Source organism: Streptomyces sp. NPDC059718 (assembly GCF_042733315.1).
Taxonomy (GTDB): domain Bacteria; phylum Actinomycetota; class Actinomycetes; order Streptomycetales; family Streptomycetaceae; genus Actinacidiphila.
Genome location: NZ_JBHWGA010000027.1, coordinates 22705 through 44655 on the forward strand (window position 1 = coordinate 22705; position 21951 = coordinate 44655).

The window sequence follows — 21951 nt, forward strand, 5'->3', positions numbered from 1 at the left end:
GGCCGGACCGCCGCCACGACGAGCCGCTCCCGGATCCCGGGGGCGGCTCGTCGTCAGTTGCGGCCCGCGTAGCGGCGCACGAAGGTGCGTATGGTGCGGTTCATCTCCTCCTCGTGCGGGCGGGGCAGCCCCTGCAGCCGCGGCAGCGGATCGGGCGCGGTGCCGACCAGGTCGCCGTCCACCACGAAGAGGAAGAGCACACCCGCCGGGAACTCCTCGCCGAGCCGCGCCACGAGGTCGGGGTCCGGGGGATGCGGCACGATCACCACCACCGGTCCGAAGTCGTGCTCGTGCTGCAGCAGGGTCTCCAGGTCGTGGACGTCGACCTCGGTCAGGTGGTCCCGGACGCCGGCGATGAGGCTCTCCGCGACGCCGGAACCCACGTCGATGGGCACGACGAAGTGGTCCCAGGCCACGGGCTGCCCGCTGGCGCGGTGGACGAAGCGCCGGGCGGTCTCGGTGGAGTGTGCGGGCAGCACCGCGGCCCGCGGGGCCGCCGGGGCCGTAAGCACCTCGTTGATGCGCCGGGAGTCCGATGCGGGGACCCGGGCATGGGTGACGCTGAGTTCGATCACCTCGCGCGATCCGGAGGTCGCCTGGAGCGGCAGGAGTTCGGTGAGGGCCGCGCGCAGCGGATCGTCCTGGGGCTCACTGCGGCGTTCCGTGAGCAGCCCCTCGGCGACGCGGTGGTGCATCAGGGGCAGCAGGATCTCCCGCGAGACACCGAGCCGGTCCCCGGCACGGCTCAGGACGGGCCCGTCGACCTCGCGCAGGTGCTGGACGACCCGCTGGTGCACCCGGTCCTCGTTCACCTGGGCCCGCATCAGCTCCAGTTGGGGAGTGATGTCCCTGACGACGTCGGCGAGGTCCCCGTCGGCGGGCCAGTCGATGTTCTGCCGCCGGGTGGGACTGAGCGAACCGAGCCTGCTGGCCTCCAGGCCCTCCCGGTCGATCTCGGGGAGCAGCACGAGGATGATGGGGAAGCCGTCGTGCCGGTTGCGCAGTTCCGCCATGGCCAGCTCGTTCTGGACGTGCGGTGACTCGACGGCGTGCGGCGACGCGAGCAGCACCATGCCGTGGGCGTTGCCCATGCCGTCGGATATGGCCTCCATCCAGTCCTGGCCCGGCACCAGCGTCTGCCTGTCGATCACGATCGGTTCGCAGCCGGCGGCCTCGAGCAGGCCGATCACCGATCTCCTGGCCGGCCAGCAGGTGCAGGTGCAGCCGGGCGGTTCGCTGCGGCTGAGGAAGACCAGCGGGCGCGACGTCGTCCCGTTCATGCGCCCGGCCGCCATCCGGGGTCGGTGCTCTCCCACAGGCTCAGCCAGTGGGTCGCACCGGCGGCCACCGTGATCGCGTACCCGCCGGCCGACGGGCGTACGGTGAGCGGCCGCGGCTCTCCCCCGGCGGCGCCGAGCGTCGCGATCCCGACCAGCTCGGGCCCGTCGTGCGGCGCCGGTACGGTGACCGCGACCGGCGCGTCGCCGGCGTTGCCCAGGCACAGGACGGCCTCGCTGCCGTGGCGCCGCCACAACGCCGTCACCCCTGGCACCGGTTCGGGCAGCGCCGCGTCGACGAAGCCGTGGACCAGGGCCTGCTGCCGTGCCCGGACGGAGAGCAGGACGCGCAGCGCCTCCGCCCGGTGCCCCGTGGCCGTCAGCAGACCGGCGGGGACCTCGTGGCAGCCGGGCAGGGCCAGCAGGACGCCCGGATCGGCCGGCGGCCGCTCCGGAAGCACCCAGGCCGTGCCCGGCGGGACCGTCCAGGCCCCGGGTCGCGGGAGCGGCGGAGGGCCCACCGTCAGATGGACGGCGCTTCGCGGGGCCGCTTCCTCGGGCCCGCCGGTGGGCGACGGTCCGGCGGTGCCGATCAGGCCCACACCGGTGTAGGCGTCCGTCAGGTGCCGCAGGTCGTCCAGCAGGTGGGCGGGCCAGGCCGCCAGGTCCTCCAGCAGCAGTGCGTCGACGCGGGCGTCGAGGAGACGTCGCGCGTCGAGCAGGACGTCGGCGGGCGCGGCTTGCGGCAGGGGAGCGGGAAGGCCGGCGACGACGCGCAGTCCGGCCTCCCCGGCCCGCTCGACCACGAGGTCCGTGCGACGGGAGTCGTGCGGGTGCGGCCCGGAGAGCCGGATGTGGCCGATGCCGCAGCGGCGGGCGGCACGCAGCACGTCCTCGGGCGGTGCCTCCGGTCCGGGGCCGGGAAGCGCCACGCCGACCGATGCGCGCAGCCAGGAGGGCCCCGGCCCCGGCGCCCGCGACGTCGACGTGGACGCGGACGTGGCGGCGGGGTAGGGCAGGACGAGGTGGACCCTGCCGTCCTCGGACCGTATCTCGACCGGCCCGCCGGTTCCGGTGAGCATCAGGCGGCCCCGGCCGGCCGTGAACACCTCGCGCACCTGGAACGGCAGCCGGGCGCCGGGGAGCGGCGCGGAGCCGGGGTCCTCCGGGTCGCCGGCCGCGGGACGGCGCAGCCGCAGCAGGTGGCGTCCCCCGTCCGCGGCGACCACCGTGGCGTCGGAGGAGGAGACGGCCAGTGAGGTGGCCGGCCGGGGCAGCCGGCCGAGCGGCACCGGATGGCCCGCGTCGTCCTCCGGGCTCCGGGCCAGCCACACCCGGCCGTCCTCGGTGGCCCAGACGACGTCCCCGGTCAGCGGATCGCCCGCGAGCGCGGTCACCGGGGACCCCCCGGTGGCGAACCGACGGGAGACCATGCCGTTCCCGGGCGCGGCGTGACGTGCCACGACCCTTCCTTCGGCGTCCGCGACCGCGATCAGGGCCGCCGAGACCGAGGTCCACAGGTGGGTCACGTCGGCGGGGTGATCGAGGGTCAGGACCACGCGCCGCGGATCGCCGTCGTCCAGCAGGTGCACCTTCCGGCCCTCCGCCACGCAGAGGACGGCCGGGCCGGTGCCCGGCCCGCCCGGCGCCGCCCAGCCCAGTGCCGTCGGCGCAGGGGACCACGGATGGGCGGTCACCTCGCCCGAGGCGTCGAGGGCGGCGCCGACCACCTGGAGCCCGGAGCCCCCGGCCGCGGCCGCCCTCGGCGGCCCCGCGTCGGCGACCGCGAGCAGGTCGGGGGGCACCGGGAGGTCCGCGACCAGCACCCGTCCGGCCGCGTCGACCCGGATCTCGGTACGGCCCGCCGCGCTGACCGCGAGCGCTCCGTGCTCCCCGGCCCAGACGCAGCGCACCACGTCCCCCAGTTCGGCCCGGGCGCCGTCGAGGCTGCCGTCGAGCCGGGCCGCGGCCACCACGTCCAGGGGCGCGGTGGCCCGTCTGCGGTCGTGCAGGTCCAGTTCGTGCCAGGCCGCTCCGGGGAGGGCGGCCCGCAGGCGCAATCTGACCCTGGCGGCCCCGCTCACCTGGCACACCTGGGCGTCGCGTTCCGGAGGTCTGGTCAGCACGATGCCGCCGGGCTCCGCGCGGATCCCGACGTCGACGTCACGGTGGACCATCCGGCGGACGGCCGTCACCTCCTCCGGGAGCAGACCCGCCGCGGCGGGCGTCAGCTCCAGGCCCAGGCGCTCGGCCGCGGCGATGCGCAGGCGCCGCGCGGGTGCCGAGTCCCGTACGGCCTCGGGCAGTCGGGGCAGGTGACGGATCGCCCACCGGCCGGCCTCCAGGGCCTCGGGGCCGTCGGAGAGCACCTGGGCGAGGAAGGGTTCGAGCTCCCGCCGGATGTCGCCTTCCGCGGGCACCGCCTGCGCCGTGCCGGCCCACAGGAGGGTCTCGAAGGTGCGTACCGCCAGGGGCGCGTCGTGGTGGGCGCGTTCGGTGAAGCTGCGGACGGAGGCGAGCAGGGCGCGGTCGTTCGTGGCGAGGTCCCGGCGCAGGACCGCGGCCACCGCGGGGTCGAGCACCATGGTCAGGCTTCCTGCGGCCTCGACCAGGGGAGAGAACCACAGCTGGGCCTCCAGCCCGGCGCTGCTGCGCGGCACGAACCGCAGGCGCGCGGCACGCACGACGTACGGTTCGGCCTGCGCCGCCAGGCTCAGCGACTGGGCCAGCCGGACCACGTCCGGTTCCTCCTGGCGCTGTTCGTGGATCAGCCTGGCCGCGGAGGTCCGTCCGGCGGCCGCCGTCACCATGCCTGCCTCCGGCGGCGCAGCCGTCTGATCTGGGAGCGCGCCGACCACACCGACGTACGGCGGTCCAGCGGGACGAGGGCCACCAACCGGCGGACGGCGGGCGGGTAGACGTCAGGACTGAACGGGGTCAGGCAGGTCACCGGGTGACCGGCGTGCTTCAGCCGGCCGAGGAACGCGAGCCAGTCGGCCGGTGAGGCCTGATTGCGCACCGCCACCGGAGGACGCAGCCGGCCGAGGTCGGAGACGAGCAGCACCGGAGTGCCGGGTGCCGGGCGGAGCGCCGCACCCCATGTGCGGCCGCCGTCCGCGCTGGCGCCCTGGGGCAGCCGGAAGTCGAGTATCCGCAGCTGGTCGGGGGCGAGTACCTGCCGGGCCAGCCGGGCGACCCACTGGTGGTCGTGGCGGAACGGCCGCATGGAAGGGCTCCGGTCCAGCAGCACGTGCAGCCCCGCCCGGGTGGTGGGGCGGGGCCGGTAGGGGAGGCGAAGGCCGCCGGACGACGGCCTTCCACCCAGGCGCCGGACCATCAGGTCGATCAGCCTGCGATGGTCCAGCTCCCTGCCGAGCGCCTCGGTGGCCGCCACCGTGAGCATGATCGCCTGCTGGGTGCGCGGATTCCACGGCGGCGACGGCGGCTGCTCGGTGACCTCCGCGCGGTCGGCGAAGAGCGGCTCCTCAGGACCGGCCGGCTCACCGGCCGGTCGCCCGGGTCCGGGCGGGGTCCGCGGAGGAGCGAAGGTGATGACCGACCGGCCCGCGGGGTCGGCGCCGGTGGCGGTCCCCGGGGACGGCTCCGGCACGCCGCCGCCGGCCCCGGGCACCGTCCGGCCGACGGGACGGGCCGGCGGCGCTGGTTCGCCGCCCTGCCGGGGTTCCGTCCCCGGGCCGTCCGGTTCCGGGGGCCGGGGTCCGGGGCCGGGCAGACCCATGGCGCGCACCAGGGAGAGGACGCCCGCGGGGTCGGCGATGCCCAGCGCGGCGGCGGCGCGCACGACGTCGCCGGCGTGCACCGGACCGCGGCTCACGCGAAGGCCGTCGGCTCGTAGGTGTCCTTGACCATGGCGAACCGCGCGACGCTGCGCCACAGTTCGGAATCTGCGGTCAGCCCCATCTCGTGGCACGCCCGCAGCGTGTCCAGGTATTCCGCGGTGCTCGCCGCCGCGAGACGACCCGTACCGGAGCCCTGGGCGAGGAAGAGGTCGGCCACCTCGGCGCCGAGTTCCGCATCGAAGTCCGATCCCATGTGCAGCCGGGCGACCTCCAGCAGGTGGGCGCGCCCGGGGACCTGCAGCCGCAGCGGGATGCAGCGCCGCCGGAACGCGGCCGACAACTCGCGTTCCTCGTTGCTGGTGATGACGACCAGTGGCGGCCCGATCTCGGGGCGCACCGTGACCCGGGAGCGGTCCGGGCCCTCGAAGCGCAGGTTGTCCAGCGGGTCGAGGAGCGCGTTGGGGAGGTCGGGGTCCGCCTTGTCGATCTCGTCGATGAGGACCACGGCGGGACGGTCGCGCAGACCGTCCGGGGCCGCGTCGTCCTGGGCGGGGTCCAGTGCCTTCCACAAGGGGCCGGGCCGGTGGTACGGGTGGTCGCCGGGCGAGCCGAGCCTGCCCCGGGAGGCGTCGTTGAGCTGACGGAACGCCTCCTCGCGCCAGAGCAGATCGGGTGCCTCCGTGCGGGCGGTGACGACCTCCGCGTAGAAGCGGTAGCGCAGGACGCGTGCCACGTTGGGGGCGAGCGTGGACTTGCCCGAGCCGGGCGGGCCGAGGACGAGCAGCGGACGGCGCGTCACCAGCGCGACGTTGACGGCGAGCACCGTGTCCTCGTCGAACAGGTACACCTGGTCGTCCTGACGCCCCGAGGATGTGTCGGCGCCGGTCTCCCCGACGGCGGCGGGCGCCTGCGGGTCGAAGACCTTGGTGTACCGCATGTGCCCCCCGAGAACGTCATGCCACCACACGCTGTGGCGCCACTGTAACGGACCGCGTCGCGGCTGATCTACAGGCCGGGAGGACCCCCCGGAGGGCCCGGCGGCGCGAGCACGCGCACGTCGGCGCGCCCGACGCGCGGGGCGCGGACGGCGTCGTCGCCGCCCCGCGCAGCGGCGGTCACCAGGTCGATCCTCCGCAGCCAGGGCGCATGCTGAAGCGGGCTCAGGTCCAGGGACGGGAGCCAGGGCGCGATGGTCAGGAACATCACCGGGGAGGCGCCGAGGGGGGTCAGGTCGCGCAGCCGGGGGCAGTTCGACAGGCGCAGCGACCGGAGCGCGGCGCAGCGGCTCAGGTCCGGCACCGCGGTCATCTCCGGGTGGTCCAGGATCACCAGGCTCCGCAGTCCGGGGATCCCGGGCAGCACGGCCTCCAGTTCCCCGAGCGGCCCCTGGCACCAGACCTCGGGCGCGGCGTCCCGCCGCGCGGCCAGGCCCGCGAGTTCGTCCGCGGACCGTACGACGACGGGACCCGTGGCCCGCCTCCCCGGCGTCGCCGATGCCGTCAGGCGCCGGCCGGTGGCACCGTGCTCCAGGAGCCCGGGGACGTCCGGGAGCGACTTGCGGACCGCGCTCAGTTCGGCGACCAGGCGGGCGAGCCCGGAGGACCCCGTTCGTTCGAGGTGCTCGGCGAGGATCCGGTCGCCGTCGGGACCGGCGTGGGCGGCCAGGTGCTCCGCCGCGAGGTACTGCCGTACGGACTCGCCGGCGAAGGCGATCGTCGCGGGAGCCGGCGCGTACAGGATGCCCGCCTCGTCGGCCAGTTGCGACAGCAGCCGGGCGGGGGGAACGGTGCCGGTGAGGCCGGGCGCGCTCAGTCCGTACAGCGCGTCGAGTGCCGTGTCGGCCAGGAGCGGGGCGTCGCCGGACCCGAGCGTCGCCGCGGCCAGGCCGCCGGCCGCGGCCCGCAGGACGCTGTCGCGCACCCTGGTACGCGCGTTGGCGGCCTCCCGGTCGGGGCGCCAGACGGCGGCCACCGCGGCGCGCAGCAGATCCATGCGGTCCGGCCCGCGGTCCCCGGCGGCCCGGGCCGCGTGCCGGACGGCGACCGCGGCGGACGGCCAGCGGACGGCGTCGGTGAGCAGCGGGTCGTCGGCCAGGGCGGTGAGCGCGGACCTGCCGCCGGGGGCGCCGGCGAGGGGATCGCCCCCGGCGAGGAGGGCTTCGCGTTCCGCGGGGTCGAGGGGGTCGAGGAGGACCGGGGTGAAGACACCGTCGAGCCGGTGCCAGGGCACCGAACTGCCGTTGGCCTCGACCAGGATCACGGCGTCGGGGTAGTGCTCGGCCGTGCGCAGCAGCCATTCCCAGGCCGCGGGGCGCATGCGGACCGGCGCGCGGTCCAGGCCGTGGACGGCCAGCAGCGCGCGCCCGCCGCGCAGTTGCCGGGCGGTCCAGCCCGCGGGCTCCCGGGCGGCCAGCGAGGGGGCGGCCGCCTGGACGATCCCGTCGGGGGAGGGCAGGCCGCCGGTGTCCGCCCGCAGGGTGAACGCCACCTGGCAGCCCCAGGGCGCTCCGCTCGGTCCGGCCGCGACGCGGTCCGCCAGGTGCCCGAGCACGGCGCTGCGCCCGGAACCCGCAGGGCCGATCAGCAGCAGCCGCCGCCCCGCGGCCGCCGGCTCCCCGGACGGGGTGTGCCGTCGCGACGGACCGTCCTGCCAGCTCAGTCGCCGGCCCAGTGGGCGCCCGCCGGTGAGTCCGGGCGCGGTGCCCGTCAGCTGGCCGCGGTACAGGCCGGTGAACCGGGTGTCGTCCGAGGTCAGGGCCGGGGGGAGTTCGGCGGGGATGTCCTGCGGGGCGGGGCCGCTTCCGGTGGGGGGAGCGGTGGTGAGCCATCGGGTGAGGTTGCCGAGCACCTCGTCGAGGGCGGCCCGGTGGCGCGCGGCCTGCATCGTCATCAACGCGAGTCCGTGGGTCCGGTACTCGGGCGGCTGCCCCGCCGTGAACGTGTCCGCCTCGGCCACCACCGTCGGCATCCGCTGGAGCACGGGTTCCCAGAGCAGGGGCAGCACGATGCCGTTCTCCGCCGCCCCGCGGGCCCGGTCCAGGCTCGTGCGGTGGGCGAGCATCGCCCAGTCCGCGTCCGCGGGGCCCTCGCTGAAGTAGGCCGGTGAGCACAGGACGAGGACGCGGTCCGCCGTCGCCACCCCGGGCGAGGCCGGGCCCCGGCCGCCGTCGGCGGCCGCCCTGACGAAACGGACCGGGGAGGTGCCCAGCCGCCGGTCCAGGTCGTCCAGGAAGCGCGCCACCCAGGCCTCGTCCCTGCCATGCAGGTAACTCACGGCGTAGGTGTACGTATTCTTCATCCCCCACCCGTCCGAACCGGTACGAACGGGCGCGGTCACGGACGCCCGCACTGGCGCCATCATGGAAGAATCCGCTGACGTCTCGTCATGACCCGTTCCGCAGCACATGTATGACTGGCTATCACTTTATATGTACGACTCATTGATGGGTGGGGTCGACCCCGCGACGCTCTCCCGTCCCGGCCCCCGGCCGGCGCCGTCCCCTTCCGCGCCCCCGGGCCTGGGCAAGCGGCAGGAGAACCTGCTGACCGCGGTCCTGCGCGGAATCCCGCTGATGGGACAGGACACCATGATCCCGTTCGCCGAAGCGGACGTCCGTTCGTGCCTGGCCCGGTTCCGGCCCTCGGAGTACGGAGCCGCCGCGGGGGTGGTCAACCGGGTGCGCCCGGCCCTCCTCGACGCCGTCGTCGGCCGTACGGCCCGGCTGCAGGGGTACGTCCGCGGGCTGCCCGAGGGGGGAGTGGAGCCGCTCCTGGACGTGGTGGGCAAGGCCGCCGTGTACGGACCGCCGGTGCTGCGGGTGGTGTTCGGCGCGTCGGTGCGCATGCCGCTGCGCGCCCTGAGCTACGTGCTGCCCGCCGTGCTCATGGCGGAACGGGTCCAGGCGGTCACGGGCCGCCCGCCGTACCTGCAGGTGCTCTATGTGGGCGAACTGGGCGCGCGGATCAACGCCCTGCCCGCCGCGGTCGTCGCGGAGGAGGGCCGGCTCCTCGCCGAGCACCTGTGCCGCGTCCTGGACCAGGGCCCGATGGCGGGCCACTACGGGCTGTTCGCCGACCTCCCCCTGCACGCGGGCGAGGATCCGATCGAGGACACCATCGCCCGGCTCGGGGAGGAGCCGCGCGAGGAGATCACCCGGCGGCTCCAGGGGAAGGGCGGCAGCCTCTCCGACCGGCAGACCCTCGAGTACGCCGCCGCCCACGTGCTGCTGCACGACCTCGGCCGGCTGCCGCTGCGAAGAATCGGCGGCACGGCGCCCTCCGACGCGGAAGCCGTCGGCGTCATCGACATCGGCGGCGTCCAGGAACGTCATTTCCACCGGGTGCGCGCGATCTTCGCCGAGGCGCTCGGGCACGCCGGACCGGGGCCCCTCGTGCTCACCCGGCACTCCGTTCCGCCGTACACGATGTCACGCGTCGGCGACGTCGGACTGCGCGACTTCCTGGACGGCGTGCCGTACGACGAGGCCGCGCTCCCCGCGGCCGTACGGCACGACCTGCACCTCCTGCGGGCCGGCAGGGTCCTCGACCGCCTCAGGTGAGCCCGGGCCCGGGCCCGGGCCCGGTCCCGGCCCCGGCGCCCGCCCGGCGCGGCCGGTTCGCGGGCATCCAGCGCACCGCGAAGTCGACGGCCTCCCGCAGGTCGAGCAACCGGCACCGGAGCCCGCTCACGGTGCCGGTCCTGGTCGTGCCCTCGGCCTCGTACGCCGCGCCCAGGGCGGCGAAGTCCGAGTCGTCCAGGGCCACGTCCTCGTAGCTCCACCAGGAACGCCGGCCGCCCCTGACGACGACGCAGCGGTAGGTGCGCAGGGGCGGCCGGGGCACCCGGTACTCGGCCAGGTGGAACGCGCTGCACACGTCGAACCCGACGCCGAGGAGCAGGACCCGGGCGCGGGCCCGGTAGAGCGCCGCCAAGGGGGACCGCTCGCCGAGGTGGCAGTCGGCGCCGTGCCCCGCCGTGATGGCGTCCCCGGCCGGGCCGTACGCCACGAAGGAGGTCTGCGGATGGGCGCTGCGCACCGCACCCCGCGCGGTGCGCAGGGTCTCCGAGAGCACCCCCATCCCGGGCGCGGGTGTGGAGGCCGGATCGAAGGGCGGCATCGCGCCCCGTACGGCGGCGGCCTCCCGGGGGTCCAGCCCCGCCACACGCGCCCGGTGGGCGGAGGAGGAGTCGGAGTTCTCGGGCGTGAAACTGGGCGTCACCAGCGTGCCGTGCGGTCCCAGCACCCGCAGCAGCGCGCCGAGCACCGTGCCCGCGCGGGTGCCGCCCGCGCCGCGCAGCGAGGCGTGCACCAGGACGACCCCGCCCGGTTCCAGGCCGAGTGCCGTCAGGGATCCCGCCAGAGCCGTCACCTCGGTGGAGCCGACCGCCATCCCGTCCCCCTTCCCCCTCCGCGCCGCGGGACCCACCCGCCCCCCGCCCGGCACGACCGCGCTGTCAGTGTCCCGCCCGGGCCCGGCCGCCCGGTAGGGGGCCGGATCCGGCCCGCCCCCCGCGCACGGCGACGATCGCCGGGCCCCTGCCGGGTCGCCCCGCGGGACGGCCCCGGAGGGGTGGCACCGTCCGGTCGGTGCCGCCCGGGGCCTCAGCGCCCGGCGCAGCGGCAGCGGACGGCCGCGGCGGCCGCGGAGTACCGGGCGGCGCGGCGCGGGGGAGGGTCCTCGGCGTGCGGGACGGCGGGGCAGGACCGCTGCCGGGGGAGCTGGCAGACCGGGCACAGGGCGAGGCCGTCGTGGCCGGTGACGAGCGTTCCCCAACCGCGGCAGGTCCGGCAATCGCGGGCCCTGCCGGGATCGGCGTGGGGAGCGGGGCCGGTCCCTCGGGTCATACGGGGTCCCCTCCGGGGATCGGTGGTCGGTGACGTCCGTACGCCGACGGTGTACGCACTCAGACCGGCTGCTGACGTGTCCTCAGCCGGGCGTCCTGCCGGCGGCAGCGGCGCAGCAGCCGCGCCTCCGCGGGCCGCAGGCGCGGTCCGCCGACGATCACGACGTCGCACACGGCGTCCGCCAGGACGGCCCTTTGCACGGGCCTGCGGTGCACACCCACCGGTGTCCGCGAGGACCGGGCCGCGCCGACGAGCAGCAGGTCGTCGGCGCCGGACGCGACGGCGCACAGCACGGCCCCGGGGGCGCCCCGGAGTACGCACCGCTCGATCCGCACGTCCGGCGGCATGCCGCCGAGCGCCTCGTCCAGGGCCCGGTCCAGGCGTCCGGCGGCCTCCGCGGCGCACGCGTCCGCCCAGGCGGACTCGGGCTGCAGGCCGTAGAGGACCTCGCCCTCCGGAGGCTCCCAGGCCATGACGGCCAGCAGCGGCCGCCCGGTCGCGCGGGCCTCGAGGACGCCGCGGCGCAGCGCCGCGAGACTGGCGAGGGAACCGCTCGCGCCGACGACGACCCGGCCCGCTCCTGTCGTGTTCCGCATGGGGTGCCTCCCGTCGATGGGTCCCGTCGGGACTCCGCCAGCGTCGCCGGGCCGCGTAGGATGAGGCAAATCGATGGCACTCATCCCGTGATGCGAGGCACCGATGGACGTGACCCTGCGGCAACTGGGCGTGTTCGTCGCGGTCGCCGACCACCGGGGATTCGGCACGGCGGCCGCCGCGCTCGGCATGAGCCAGTCCTCGGTGTCGCACTCGCTCGCCTCCCTGGAGCGCGCCGTGCAGGGTGAACTGGTGCGGCGCGCCGCACCCGTCGGGCCCACGCCCCTGGGCGACGCGCTGCTGCCGCACGCGCGCGCCACCCTCGCCGCGGCCCGGGCCTTCGACGCCGCGGCGGCCGCCCGGCACGACGCCGGTGCCGAGGGCGCCATCACCCTGGCCGTGCCGCCGACCGCCGCGCACGGGCTGCTTCCCCGGCTGCTGAAGCTGTGGCGCGAGAACGTCCCGCAGGTCGAGGTCAGGATCTTCGAGGGCTTCGCCGAGGAGATCACCCAGTGGCTGGAGAGCGGCACGGTCGACGCGGCGATCCTCATCGACCCGGACCCGGCGCCCCGCGGGGCCGTCCAGGTCGCGACGGACGCGCTCGAGGCCGTCCTGCGCGGCGACCACCCGCTGGCCGGCGAGGAGTCCGTCGAACTGGCCGACCTCCTGGACGACCCGCTGCTCGCCACCACCTCCGGCGCCGAGAGCCAGCTCAGGGAACTCCACGCGCGGGCCGGGGTTCCTTACCGCCCCACCCAGCACATCCGTGAACTGGGCACGCTGCTCTGCATGGTGGAGGCCGGCCTCGGCGTCGCGGTCGTCCCCTCCCTGGCGGGCAGCATGCTGCCCGGCGGCCTCACCCTCGTCCCCGTACTGCCGCGCGTGGAACGGCGGTTGCTCCTCACCGGGCCGGCCACGCGCCCCTGGCACCCGCACGTGACCGCGATCCGCGACCTGTGCCAGGGGGCCGGCCCCGCGATGTGACCCCGCGCGCGGCGTACGGCGGGCACGGGCTCACCCCGTGGGCGCGAGCACGGTCGTACGGCCTCCCAACGCGGCGGAGAAGCGGTCGGTGACCTGCGTCAGGGCCTCGGCCGTGGCGGGCGCGACGGTCAGCGTGCCGTCGTCGGCCACGGTGAGGTCCTTGTCGAGCGTGAACCACCCCGGGACGATGTGGGCGGCGCCCATGGAACTCAGCACCGGGCGCAGCGCGTAGTCGATGGCCAGGACGTGGGCCGTGGTGCCACCGGTGGCCAGCGGCAGCACGGTCTTGTCGGCGAGGGCGAACTGCGGGAGCAGGTCGAGCAGCGACTTCAGCAGGCCCGAGTAGGCGGCCTTGTAGACGGGCGTGCCGATCACCACCCCGTCCGCCCGCTGGAACAGGGCCGCGGCCCCGGTGATGGCCGGGTGGTGGACGTCGGCGCCGAGCAGGGCGTCGGCGGGCAGCGTACGCACGTCCAGGGGGACCACCTCGTGGCCCTGGAGCCGCAGCCGGTCGTCCAGGTGGCGCAGCAGCCGTTGGGTGCGGGAGGTGGCGGAGGGGCTTCCGGAGACGGACAGGATGACGGCCATGGGGACCTTCCGGGTTCGGGCGGGCGGGGTGGGGGCGAGCGGGGACCTCGATGCGGTCACCAGGTGCTGGATTCCACGGCCACGACGGGCACCAGCCCGTTGCGCAGCGTCTCCAGGAAGGTGACGACCTCGGCTGCCACCGAGCGGTGCTGTACGTCGTTGAGCACGTCGTGGTGGGCGCCGCGGACGACCGAAAGCCGGGCGCGGGGCTGGGACTTGGCGGCGCGCGCGAGCGCGTCGTGATCGGCGAGCGGGTCGGCGTCGCCGGCGAGGAAGAGCGCGGGAAGGGTGAGTTCGGCCTCGTACGCGGCGGTGAGCAGGGCGTCGGGCACCGCCTCGCCCAGCGAGCCCCGGCGTACGCGCGGGTCCCGGGTGAGCGTGTCGCGGTGGGTGGGGCAGGACGTGCGGACGTCGAGCTCCCCGTCCCAGCCGCCGTCCTCGGCGGGGGCCGCCCGGCCGGGAAGCCCCGCGAGGACGACGCCGTCCGGCCGGACGCCGGCCCGGCCGGGCCCGCCCAGGAGCGCGGCGACGGCGACGGCGCCGGAGTCGGCGCCCACCAGGACGACGGGGGCGGCCGGCGCGCCCTCGGCGGCGGTGCCCTCGACGGCGTCCGCGAGGCGCTCGCCGAACCGGGTCAGGGAACCGGCCGGGTCGTCCGCGTCCGGCTCCGGGGGGTCGACGACCCGTACGCGATAGGCGTCGGCGGCCAACCGCCGGGCGAAGCGGGCGTAGGTCGCCCGTGTCTCGCCGCGGCCCGGCACCACGACGACCGTGCCGCGGACGAGCAGGCCCTCGGGCCCGTGGTGGTCGGTGTGGTCGGCGTGGTCGATGCGGTCGGTCTGCTTGGGCTGCTCGGTCTGCTCGGTCATGTCAGACTCCTGCCGGCTCGGGCCGGGGCTCGGGTTCGGCCGCGCGCCGCCAGCCCAGCGTCGGCGCCACTTCGGTCGCGATGAGCTCCAGGGCGCGCAACGCCGCGTCGTGGTCGGGGACGGCGGGGTTGAACTGGGTGATCAGGTCGGTCGCGACCGGCAGGACCCGCTCCCGCCGCAGCGCCGCGACGATCTCCTCGGGATGCCCGAAGAAGGAGTGGAAGCGGCGCAGCGCCTCGTCCAGGTCCAGGCCCTTCGGGAAGGCGCCGCCCTCCGCCATGCGCAGCGCCGCCCGGTGGACGTCCTCGCCGATCTGCCCCAGCGCCGTCCGCCGGTCCTTGGCCGGGAACACGAACCGCGACAGCCCGATTCGCGGGCGGCGCGGCCGGTCCCAGGCGTCGAGGTACGCGTCCGCCCAGGGTCGCTGCACCGCGTCGGTCGGGGAGTCGAAGCCGTACGCCGCCCGGTTGAGCAGGAGGTTCGACCCGGCGGCCGCCGCGTACGCGGCGCCCTGCGTGCTGAAGGCGCCCTGCCAGATGCGGTCGCCGAAGTCGCCGGCGGCCGGCTGGATGCGGAAGCCGGGCGCGCCGACCTCCTCACGTGCCAGCGCGCTGCGCAGTACGTCGAGGTGTTCGCTGGTCAGCTCGCGCTTGCGGGCGACGTCCCGGCCGAAGGCGGCGTACTCCAGGCCGTTGTAGCCGCTGCCCACGCCGATCTCGACGCGGCCGCCGCTGAGGGTGTCGACGGTGGCGACGTCCTCGGCGAGCCGGATCGGGTCCTCCAGCGGGAGGATGGTGACGGCGGTGCCGAGCCGGATCCGGGTGGTGCGCGCCGCGACGTGGGCGAGGAACGTCCAGGGCGAGGACAGCCCCCCGCCGCCGAGGGAGACGTGGTGCTGGGCCACCCAGCCGGCGTCGAAGCCGAGTTCGTCGGCGGCGACGAAGAGTTCCAGGGCGTTGCGGTAGGTGCGGACCGGGTCGTCGTCGCGGCCCTGCACGTGGGTGAGGAAGCCGAGTCGCAGGCGCGGGTGCTCGGTGGTCATGGCCTTGTCCGTCCCGTCCCGTGCTCAGTCGGCCACGAGCAGGCGCTCGCGGGTGTGGCGGTTGGCGGGGACCGGCAGGCCGAGGTTGCCGCGCAGGGTGTCGGCCTCGTACTCGGTGCGGAACAGGCCGCGCTTCTGGAGGAGGGGCACGACGCCGTCCACGAAGAGTTCGAGCTCGTCGTCGGTGCGGAAGGCGAGGTTGATGCCGTCGAAGGTGCCGGCGTCGAACCACTGCTCGATGGTGTCGGCGACGGTCCGCGGCGATCCGACGAAGGGCGAGGTGCGGAACTCGTTGGCCGACTGAGCGACCTGGCGCAGGGTCAGGTTCTCCGCCCTGGCCCGCTCGATGATCCTGGCCGCGCCCGTGCGTCCGCCCTTCTCGGCGAGGTGCGCGACGTCGGGGAAGGGCGCGTCGAGGTCGTGCACGCTGAAGTCGTAGGCGCCGAAGGAACGTCCGAGCAGCGCGAGGTTGCGGTCGAAGTCGTTGTCCTCCTCGAAGATCTCCCGTTCGCGGCGCCGGGCGGCCTCGTCGGTGGCGGCGACCACCGGTCCGCCGTGGATGAAGATCTTGATGTGGTCGGGGTCGCGGCCGTAGGAGGCGGTGCGCTGCTTGATGTCGGCGTAGTACTCCTGTGCCTGCCCGAGGGTGCCCCCGGGCGCGTAGATGCCCTCGGCCACCTGGGCGGCCAGGTCGCGGCCCTCCTCGGAGACGCCGGCCTGGAAGATCACGGGCTGGCCCTGCGGGGACCGGGACAGGTTGAGGGGGCCGGCGACCCTGAAGTGCTCGCCCTCGTGGTCGAGCGCGTGCAACTTGGCCGGGTCGAGGAAGACGCCCCGTTCCACGTCGGCCGGGAAGGCGTCGTCCTCGTAGGAGTCCCACAGGCCGCGGGCGACCCGGACGAACTCCAGGGCACGGCCGTAGCGGGAGGTGTAGTCCAGGTGCTCGTCGAACCCGAAGTTCCTGGAGGTGCCCGTGTCGAAGCTGGTCACGACGTTCCAGCCGGCGCGGCCGCCGCTGATGTGGTCGAGCGAGGCGAAGCGGCGGGCGAGGTTGAACGGCGAGTTGTACGTCGAACTGGCCGTGCCGACCAGCCCGACGTGACGGGTGTGCGTGGCGACCGCCGACAGCAGGGTCAGCGGCTCCAGCCGGTTGAGGTAGTGGGCGGGGTAGGTGGCGTTGATGAACTGGCTGTCGACGATGAACAGGGCGTCGAATAGGGCGTGTTCGGCTGCCTTGGCCTGCGCGATGTAGTAGTTGATGTCGGTGCTGGCGTTCTTGGCGACGCGGGAGTCCTTCCACAGGCCGTGCTGGCCGGGGCCGCCGACGCCGTAGGGGTGGAGCGCGAGGTGGATCCTGCGGGACATGGTGGCTGTTCCTGTCTGTCGTGGGGTCAGGTGCGCAGCAGGGCGCGCAGCGCTTCGCGTTCGGCCCGGTCCGCCGGGGCGGAACGCAGGGTGGGCGCCGAGCCGATGAGCAGGCGCGTGTAGGGATGGCGGGGGTGGTTGACGACGTCGTGGGTGGTGCCGACCTCGACCAGTTCGCCCTGGTGGAGCACGGCGACGCGGTCGCAGACCCCGGCCACGGAGCCGAGGTCGTGGGAGATGAAGACCAGGGCCACTCCGGAGGCGCGGAGCTCCTTGAGGATCTCCAGGATCTGCACGCGGTTGGCCGCGTCGAGGGCGCTCACCGGTTCGTCGAGGATGACCAGGCGCGGTCCGGTGACCAGCGCCCGGGCCACCGCGACCCGTTGGCGCTGCCCGCCGGAGAGCTCCCCGGGCAGCCGGCCGAGGAGCTCCTCGTGCAGGCGGACGCGGGGGAGGAACGCCCGCGCCCGGTCGGCCGCCTCCTCGCGTGGGACGCCCTGGAGGAGCAGCGGTTCGGTGAGGGACTCCTCGACGGTGAGGTCCGGGTCGAGGCTGCGCAGGGGGTCCTGGAAGACGTACTGGACGACGCCCCGGCGGCGCAGGGCGCGCCACTGGCGTGGGCCGTGACGGGTGACGTCCTCCCCGCCGACGACGACCGACCCGGCCGAGGCGCGCACCAGGCCGAGCACGGCCCGGGCCAGGGTGGACTTCCCGGATCCCGTCTCGCCGATGAGGCCGACGGCCTCGCCGGGCGCGACGGTCAGGGACACCCCGCGCAGTGCTTGGCGGCGCCGGCGCCGCAGGCCGTAGTGCACGTCGAGGCCGGCGATCTCCAGCACGGGACCGGCGGGGTCCGCACCGCCGGCCGGCGTCGTCCGCGGCGGCTCGCCCGTCATGCGTCCTCCTTCACGCTGAGGAACTTCTCCAGGCCGTACTGCTCGTGTTCGGCGATCAGCAGACGGGTGTACTCGTGCCGCGGGTCGTGCAGCACCGCGCGGGTCGGGCCCTGCTCGACCACCTCGCCCTCCCGCAGGACGACGACCTCGTCGCAGAGCTGGGCGACGACCGCGAGGTCGTGGGAGACGACGACGAGGGCCAGCCCCGCCTGTTCGCGCAGTTCGGCGAGCATGTCGAGGATCCCGGCCTGGACGGTGACGTCGAGGGCGGTGGTGGCCTCGTCGGCGATGAGGATCCGCGGGCCGGCGGCGATCGCCGCCGCGATCAGGACGCGCTGGAGCATGCCCCCGGACAACTCGTGGGGGTAGCTGCCGTAGACCAGTTCCGGGTCGCGCAGTTGCACCGTCCGCAGCAGCTCGACGGCCTGCCGGCGGGCCTCGCGGCGCCGCTGCCCCTTCTTGGCGCGCACGACTTCGGCGATCTGCGCGCCGACCCGGATCGAGGGGTTGAGGTAGGAGGCCGGGTCCTGGAAGACCGCGCTGATCGTGGCGCCCCGCAGGGCCGTCCACTGAGCCCGTGTCAGGGTGGCGACGTCGGTGCCGTCGATCTCGATCGACCCACCGGTGACCTCGAAGTGCGCGGGCAGGATGCCGAGTGCCGCGCGGCAGGTGAGGGTCTTGCCGCTGCCGGACTCCCCGACGATGCCGACCGCCTTTCCTGGTGCGAGGTCGAAGCTCACCCCGTGGACGATCTCGCGGTCGCCCGCGCGGTCGCCGATGCGCACGTCGCGGAGGGACAGCACCGGCGGTGCCGGGGTGTCCGGCGCGGCGCCCGGGGCAGGCCGGGGGAGCAGTCCTTCGGACACGGTCGTCATCGCACACCTCCGGCGGGGGCGGGGTCGGTCTTGTCGAGGCGGTTGGCGCGGGCCCTGCGGCGGTCGAGCAGTGCGCGTCCCGCCTCGCCGGAGACGTCGCGGATCGCGTCGGCGAGCAGGTTGCTCGCCCAGACGGTGGCCATGATCAGCAGGGCGGGGGCCACCGGGGCCCACGGCTGGTGGCTGAGGTAGCCCAGGTCGGAGGCGAGCAGGCCGCCCCAGGTGGGTGCCGGTGGCTGCACGCCGATGCCGAGGAAGGTCAGGCTGGAGACGATCACGAAACCGACGCCGATGGTCTGGGCGAGCGCGACCGCGACCGGCGGGAGGATCTTGCCCCACACGTGGCGGCGTACGATCCAGCCCGTCGAGGCACCCGAGACGAGCGCCGCCTCCACGTACGGCGAGCGCGCCACGGCCAGGGTCGCGGCGCGGGCCACCCGGTAGAACAGCGGTGACACCAGCACGCCGGTGACCAGCATGGCCTGGGTGAGGCCGTTGCCGAGGAGCGCGACCACGGCGACGGCGAACAGCAGGAAGGGCAGCGCGACCAGCGTGTCGGCCAGGCGCAGGGTCGTCCACTCGAAGACCCGGCCCCAGTAGACGGACAGGATGCCGGGCACCGCGCCGACGACCAGGGCCGTCAGGGCGACTTCGAGCGAACCGAGAACGCTGACGCGCGAGCCGTCCAGGAGCCGGCTGAGGACGTCACGGCCGAGGTAGTCCGTGCCCAGCCAGTGCGAGCCCGAGGCGGCGGCCAGGGTGTTGTCGCCGGTGGCCAGGGGATCGTGCGGTGCGAGCCAGGGACCGAGCAGCGCCAGCAGCGCGATCACGGTCAGGACGACCGCGGCGATCCGGCCGGAGGTGAGGGAGAGGACGCGGCGCACCATGGTCAGACCCCCCGCTGGGACGCCGGCGTCACGCGCGCCAGCACCAGGTTGACGATCAGGTTGAAGGAGACGACCAGGACGATCGACACCACGAGGACGCCCTGGACGGCGGGTACGTCCCCGGCCTGGGCGGCGTCGTTGGCGAACCTGCCGAAGCCCTGCAGACCGAAGATCCATTCGGTGACGACGGAGGCACCCACCAGGGCCGGGAACTTCAGTCCGAGGGTGGCGAGCGCCGGCCCGAGGCCGTTGCGCAGGACGTGGCCGAAGAAGATCCGCCGCGGGCTCAGGCCGCGCACCACCGCGCCCGTCACGTAGTTCTCGCGGTGGGCCGCCACGAGGCCCGCGCGCAGCTGGCGGGCGACGTCGGCGACCACGTCGAAGCTCAGCGCGATCGCCGGGAGGGTGATGTGGGCCAGCCACGGCCCGACGCCCTGCTCCGCCGGGACGTAGCCGCCGGAGGGGAACCAGTGGAGACCGACGGCGAAGACGACGACCAGCACGATGCCCACCACGAAGGCCGGCATCACCGAGACGACCGTGACGAATCCGGTGATCGCACGGTCGATCCAGGTGGTGCTGCGCAGCGCCGCCACCGTGCCCAGCGCGAAGCCCACGACCACCCCGATGAGCAGGGCCAGCGTCGCGACCGAGAGGCTTACGCCCAGGCCGAGCCCGATGAGGGTGGAGATGTCGGCGCCGTTGGCCCAGCTGGTGCCGAGCCGCCCGTGCAGGATGCCGTCGAGCCAGTCCCCGTACTGGACCAGGAACGGCCGGTCGAGCCCCCACTGGGCCTCGACCCGGGCGATGGCCTCCGGTGTCGCGTCCTCGCCCAGCTGGATCCGTGCGGGGCTGAGCCCGCTCAGCGCCCGCAGCGCGAAGGTCACGAAGGTCGCGACCAGGAACACGGGGACGATGATCGCGACGGACCGGGCGAGGGCGGCCAGGACCCGGCCCGCGGCGTGCCGGGCCCTGGCCGCGGCGACGCCGCGACGGGGGGTGAGGGCGACCGGCGCGGCGGTCGTCGTCATGAGGTTGCCTCCCCTTGAGTGGTGGACGGTGGTCAGCTGCCGCCGGCGATGGTCACGCCGGTCCAGTCGATGTGGGCCGGGTTCTTCGGCAGGTCCGAGATCGCCTTGCTCTTGGCGAAGAGGTTGGGCGAGGAGTACGTGAAGACCAGGGCCTTGCTCTTCAGCCCGGCGCGGGTCGCGGCCTGGAGGTTCCCCACGTAGTCGGGGGAGTCCAGGGGCGTGCGGCGGACCTTCGCCACGGCCGCGTCGAAGCCGGCCGGCTCGTACGGAGTGCTCAGGTTCAGCGGGCCGTTGGGCCCGAAGTGCGCGGTGAGGGTCTGCACCGCGGAGTCACGCCCGGTGGTGCCGTAGAGCGAGAACGTCAGGTCCTTGGCGAAGAACGGGGTGGCCCAGTTCTTGTCGACCTTGATGCGGACGGTGATGCCGACCGCGGCCAGCTGTGCCTGCACGATCTCGGCCTGCGGGTCCTCCGCCGGGATGACGAGGTCGAGCTTGATGTCGCCCGGCTTGTGGCCGGCCTCGGCGAGCAGCTTGCGGGACGTCGCCGGGTCGTACGGGTACGGGTCCCGGGACTTCGGGTCGTAGGCCACGTACCCCGGCGGGAAGGGCTGGTCGGTCGCCTCCCCGTAGCCGAAGGTCAGCTTGTCGACGAACTCCTCGCGGTTGACCGCGTGGCGGACGGCGTCGACGACCCTGTCGTCGTCGAACGGCGCCTTGTTGACGTTGAGGCTGAGGTTCGAGGCGTTGAAACCGGGTTGCACGAAGACGTCCAGGCCGGCCTTCCCGGCGGCCTCGGCCTGACTCGGTTCGAGGTCGGCGAAGTTGTAGACGCCGGTCTGGAGGCCGGAGACGACCGTCGAGGCGTCGGGGGCGGAGGTGAGCTCCACGTCGTCGATGTGGATGTTCTTCGCGTCCCAGTAGTCCGGGTTCTTCTTGAGCAGCACCTTGGTGCCGGGGATCAGCTGCTTCACCACGAACGGACCGGCGCCGACGGGGTTCTGGTCCAGTTTCTGCGGGGCCGCGGCCGCCTTGGGGCTGGCGATCTGCAGGACGCGCTCACCGAGCAACTGGGGTATCTGGTAGTCGACCTGGGTGAGGTGGACGACCGCGTCCAGGCCGTCGGCGTCCACCGACGCGATCGAGGTCAGGTCGCCGAAGAGCGCCGAGTTCTTCTGCTTCTTGGCCCGCTCGATCGCCGCCTTGACCGCTGCCGCGTCGACGGGCTCGCCGTCGCTGAACTTCAGGCCGGGGCGGAGGTGGAAGGTGATCTCGTCACCCTTGTCGTTGTACTCCCAGCTCTTCGCGAGGTCGGGGACGGCCTTGCCGTTCTCGTCGGTTCGCGTCAGCGAGGCGTAGACGAGGGCGAGTTGGCGGAACTGGGCGCCGCTGCCGGAGACCACCGGGTCCCAGTGGGCGGGGAAGTAGGAGGAGGCCCACTTCAGTGCGGCGCTCCCCGTCGACGCGCCGGCGCCGCCGCCGCACGCGCCGAGGGCGGGGACGAGGACGGAGACGAGGGCGGTTCCGAGGGCCGCGGTGCGCAGCCGGCCCGGGCGCCGGGCGGCGGGGGAGGCGGGTCCGGGGCGGCTGGGCGTGAGTCGTCCGGGCATGTGAGTGCTTTCTTCGAGGGCCCCCGGACCGGCTCAGGGCAGGCGGGGGCGTGGCGGCGGGCACGGCGCGCACCCGCGCCCGGCGCCGTCCCGTGCCGGGACGGCCGTGCCGACGGGGTCTGGTGGGCAGACGCCGGGCACGCCGCGCTCAGGGCAGGGCGTCCGGGGGTACGCGGGGGCTCACCGGGATGCGGTGGGAGAAGGCGGCGGAGCGCGGAAGGGGCGGCGCGGAGGGCGGGCGCGGCTCGACGGGGCGGCGGCGCGGCCGGTGCTGACGGATGCGGTCAGGCG

At 75.0% G+C, this 21951-nt stretch carries 19 protein-coding genes; 2 read left to right on the top strand and 17 right to left on the bottom strand.

Annotation, left to right across the window (positions count from 1 at the left end):
• Nucleotides 1–53: 53 nt before the first annotated feature.
• The 5 genes from ACFV3E_RS27735 to ACFV3E_RS27755 form a co-directional block, all read right to left on the bottom strand.
• The gene (locus ACFV3E_RS27735) at nucleotides 54–1280 is read right to left on the bottom strand and encodes a toll/interleukin-1 receptor domain-containing protein (protein ID WP_500537125.1); all 1227 of its coding nucleotides are present in this window, start codon (nucleotides 1278–1280) and stop codon (nucleotides 54–56) included.
• On the bottom strand, nucleotides 1277–4087 hold the full coding sequence (locus ACFV3E_RS27740; protein WP_500537126.1) for a hypothetical protein: 2811 nt from the start codon (nucleotides 4085–4087) through the stop codon (nucleotides 1277–1279). Before ACFV3E_RS27740 ends, ACFV3E_RS27735 begins: the two co-directional genes overlap by 4 nt.
• Nucleotides 4081–5112 carry a hypothetical protein gene (locus ACFV3E_RS27745; RefSeq protein ID WP_500537127.1) on the bottom strand — a complete coding sequence of 344 codons (1032 nt, stop codon included), beginning with the start codon at nucleotides 5110–5112 and terminating at the stop codon, nucleotides 4081–4083. Before ACFV3E_RS27745 ends, ACFV3E_RS27740 begins: the two co-directional genes overlap by 7 nt.
• On the bottom strand, nucleotides 5109–6014 hold the full coding sequence (locus ACFV3E_RS27750) for an AAA family ATPase (RefSeq protein WP_500537128.1): 906 nt from the start codon (nucleotides 6012–6014) through the stop codon (nucleotides 5109–5111). The genes ACFV3E_RS27745 and ACFV3E_RS27750 overlap by 4 nt, the downstream gene beginning before the upstream one ends.
• A 68-nt stretch (nucleotides 6015–6082) precedes the next feature.
• Entirely contained in the window at nucleotides 6083–8350 is a 2268-nt protein-coding gene (locus ACFV3E_RS27755; RefSeq protein ID WP_500537129.1) for a large ATP-binding protein, read from the bottom strand.
• 169 nt (nucleotides 8351–8519) lie between these two features.
• Here ACFV3E_RS27755 and ACFV3E_RS27760 point away from each other — a divergent pair, with 169 nt between their 5' ends.
• The gene (locus ACFV3E_RS27760; RefSeq protein ID WP_500537130.1) at nucleotides 8520–9635 is read left to right on the top strand and encodes a hypothetical protein; all 1116 of its coding nucleotides are present in this window, start codon (nucleotides 8520–8522) and stop codon (nucleotides 9633–9635) included.
• On the opposite strand, the gene ACFV3E_RS27765 is transcribed toward ACFV3E_RS27760, so the two are convergent.
• From ACFV3E_RS27765 to ACFV3E_RS27775, 3 genes are all read right to left on the bottom strand, one after another.
• Nucleotides 9628–10467 carry an AAC(3) family N-acetyltransferase gene (locus tag ACFV3E_RS27765; RefSeq protein ID WP_500537131.1) on the bottom strand — a complete coding sequence of 280 codons (840 nt, stop codon included), beginning with the start codon at nucleotides 10465–10467 and terminating at the stop codon, nucleotides 9628–9630. The genes ACFV3E_RS27760 and ACFV3E_RS27765 overlap by 8 nt on opposite strands.
• A 212-nt stretch (nucleotides 10468–10679) precedes the next feature.
• Nucleotides 10680–10922, bottom strand: a complete 243-nt coding sequence (locus ACFV3E_RS27770) for a hypothetical protein (protein WP_500537132.1) — start codon at nucleotides 10920–10922, stop codon at nucleotides 10680–10682.
• Between the two features lie 59 nt (nucleotides 10923–10981).
• The gene (locus tag ACFV3E_RS27775) at nucleotides 10982–11518 is read right to left on the bottom strand and encodes a universal stress protein (RefSeq protein WP_500537133.1); all 537 of its coding nucleotides are present in this window, start codon (nucleotides 11516–11518) and stop codon (nucleotides 10982–10984) included.
• Between the two features lie 103 nt (nucleotides 11519–11621).
• Here ACFV3E_RS27775 and ACFV3E_RS27780 point away from each other — a divergent pair, with 103 nt between their 5' ends.
• On the top strand, nucleotides 11622–12500 hold the full coding sequence (locus ACFV3E_RS27780; RefSeq protein WP_500537134.1) for a LysR family transcriptional regulator: 879 nt from the start codon (nucleotides 11622–11624) through the stop codon (nucleotides 12498–12500).
• A 30-nt stretch (nucleotides 12501–12530) separates the two neighbouring features.
• On the opposite strand, the gene ssuE is transcribed toward ACFV3E_RS27780, so the two are convergent.
• Genes ssuE through ACFV3E_RS27825 form a run of 9 tightly spaced genes read right to left on the bottom strand, consistent with a single transcriptional unit; the run spans nucleotide 12531 to nucleotide 21660 of the window.
• The gene (gene ssuE / locus ACFV3E_RS27785; protein ID WP_500537135.1) at nucleotides 12531–13088 is read right to left on the bottom strand and encodes an NADPH-dependent FMN reductase; all 558 of its coding nucleotides are present in this window, start codon (nucleotides 13086–13088) and stop codon (nucleotides 12531–12533) included.
• Nucleotides 13089–13144: 56 nt separating this feature from the next.
• Nucleotides 13145–13957 carry an alpha/beta hydrolase gene (locus ACFV3E_RS27790; RefSeq protein WP_500537136.1) on the bottom strand — a complete coding sequence of 271 codons (813 nt, stop codon included), beginning with the start codon at nucleotides 13955–13957 and terminating at the stop codon, nucleotides 13145–13147.
• A 1-nt stretch (nucleotide 13958) separates the two neighbouring features.
• Nucleotides 13959–14999: an LLM class flavin-dependent oxidoreductase gene (locus tag ACFV3E_RS27795; RefSeq protein ID WP_500537137.1), complete on the bottom strand. Its 1041-nt coding sequence runs from the start codon at nucleotides 14997–14999 to the stop codon at nucleotides 13959–13961.
• Between the two features lie 24 nt (nucleotides 15000–15023).
• Nucleotides 15024–16364: an NtaA/DmoA family FMN-dependent monooxygenase gene (locus ACFV3E_RS27800; protein WP_500537138.1), complete on the bottom strand. Its 1341-nt coding sequence runs from the start codon at nucleotides 16362–16364 to the stop codon at nucleotides 15024–15026.
• A gap of 26 nt (nucleotides 16365–16390) precedes the next feature.
• The gene (locus ACFV3E_RS27805; protein WP_500537139.1) at nucleotides 16391–17260 is read right to left on the bottom strand and encodes an ABC transporter ATP-binding protein; all 870 of its coding nucleotides are present in this window, start codon (nucleotides 17258–17260) and stop codon (nucleotides 16391–16393) included.
• On the bottom strand, nucleotides 17257–18135 hold the full coding sequence (locus ACFV3E_RS27810) for an ABC transporter ATP-binding protein (protein WP_500537140.1): 879 nt from the start codon (nucleotides 18133–18135) through the stop codon (nucleotides 17257–17259). The genes ACFV3E_RS27805 and ACFV3E_RS27810 overlap by 4 nt, the downstream gene beginning before the upstream one ends.
• A complete protein-coding gene (locus ACFV3E_RS27815; protein ID WP_500537141.1) occupies nucleotides 18132–19022 on the bottom strand; it encodes an ABC transporter permease in 891 nt (296 codons plus the stop codon). The genes ACFV3E_RS27810 and ACFV3E_RS27815 overlap by 4 nt, the downstream gene beginning before the upstream one ends.
• Before the next feature lie 2 nt (nucleotides 19023–19024).
• Nucleotides 19025–20053, bottom strand: a complete 1029-nt coding sequence (locus ACFV3E_RS27820) for an ABC transporter permease (protein ID WP_500537142.1) — start codon at nucleotides 20051–20053, stop codon at nucleotides 19025–19027.
• A gap of 32 nt (nucleotides 20054–20085) precedes the next feature.
• Entirely contained in the window at nucleotides 20086–21660 is a 1575-nt protein-coding gene (locus ACFV3E_RS27825; protein ID WP_500537143.1) for an ABC transporter substrate-binding protein, read from the bottom strand.
• Between the last annotated feature and the right edge of the window lie 291 nt (nucleotides 21661–21951).

Excerpts from the sequence above, each read along its gene's own strand:
- ACFV3E_RS27820 (WP_500537142.1), bottom strand. The coding sequence starts at position 20,053 with ATGACGACGACCGCCGCGCCGGTCGCCCTCACCCCCCGTCGCGGCGTC.
- ACFV3E_RS27775 (WP_500537133.1), bottom strand. The coding sequence starts at position 11,518 with ATGCGGAACACGACAGGAGCGGGCCGGGTCGTCGTCGGCGCGAGCGGT.
- ACFV3E_RS27740 (WP_500537126.1), bottom strand. The coding sequence starts at position 4,087 with ATGGTGACGGCGGCCGCCGGACGGACCTCCGCGGCCAGGCTGATCCAC.
- ACFV3E_RS27825 (WP_500537143.1), bottom strand. The coding sequence starts at position 21,660 with ATGCCCGGACGACTCACGCCCAGCCGCCCCGGACCCGCCTCCCCCGCC.
- ssuE (WP_500537135.1), bottom strand. The coding sequence starts at position 13,088 with ATGGCCGTCATCCTGTCCGTCTCCGGAAGCCCCTCCGCCACCTCCCGC.
- ACFV3E_RS27790 (WP_500537136.1), bottom strand. The coding sequence starts at position 13,957 with ATGACCGAGCAGACCGAGCAGCCCAAGCAGACCGACCGCATCGACCAC.
- ACFV3E_RS27815 (WP_500537141.1), bottom strand. The coding sequence starts at position 19,022 with ATGGTGCGCCGCGTCCTCTCCCTCACCTCCGGCCGGATCGCCGCGGTC.
- ACFV3E_RS27735 (WP_500537125.1), bottom strand. The coding sequence starts at position 1,280 with ATGAACGGGACGACGTCGCGCCCGCTGGTCTTCCTCAGCCGCAGCGAA.
- ACFV3E_RS27810 (WP_500537140.1), bottom strand. The coding sequence starts at position 18,135 with ATGACGACCGTGTCCGAAGGACTGCTCCCCCGGCCTGCCCCGGGCGCC.
- ACFV3E_RS27760 (WP_500537130.1), top strand. The coding sequence starts at position 8,520 with ATGGGTGGGGTCGACCCCGCGACGCTCTCCCGTCCCGGCCCCCGGCCG.
- ACFV3E_RS27795 (WP_500537137.1), bottom strand. The coding sequence starts at position 14,999 with ATGACCACCGAGCACCCGCGCCTGCGACTCGGCTTCCTCACCCACGTG.
- ACFV3E_RS27765 (WP_500537131.1), bottom strand. The coding sequence starts at position 10,467 with ATGGCGGTCGGCTCCACCGAGGTGACGGCTCTGGCGGGATCCCTGACG.
- ACFV3E_RS27780 (WP_500537134.1), top strand. The coding sequence starts at position 11,622 with ATGGACGTGACCCTGCGGCAACTGGGCGTGTTCGTCGCGGTCGCCGAC.
- ACFV3E_RS27805 (WP_500537139.1), bottom strand. The coding sequence starts at position 17,260 with ATGACGGGCGAGCCGCCGCGGACGACGCCGGCCGGCGGTGCGGACCCC.
- ACFV3E_RS27750 (WP_500537128.1), bottom strand. The coding sequence starts at position 6,014 with ATGCGGTACACCAAGGTCTTCGACCCGCAGGCGCCCGCCGCCGTCGGG.
- ACFV3E_RS27800 (WP_500537138.1), bottom strand. The coding sequence starts at position 16,364 with ATGTCCCGCAGGATCCACCTCGCGCTCCACCCCTACGGCGTCGGCGGC.
- ACFV3E_RS27770 (WP_500537132.1), bottom strand. The coding sequence starts at position 10,922 with ATGACCCGAGGGACCGGCCCCGCTCCCCACGCCGATCCCGGCAGGGCC.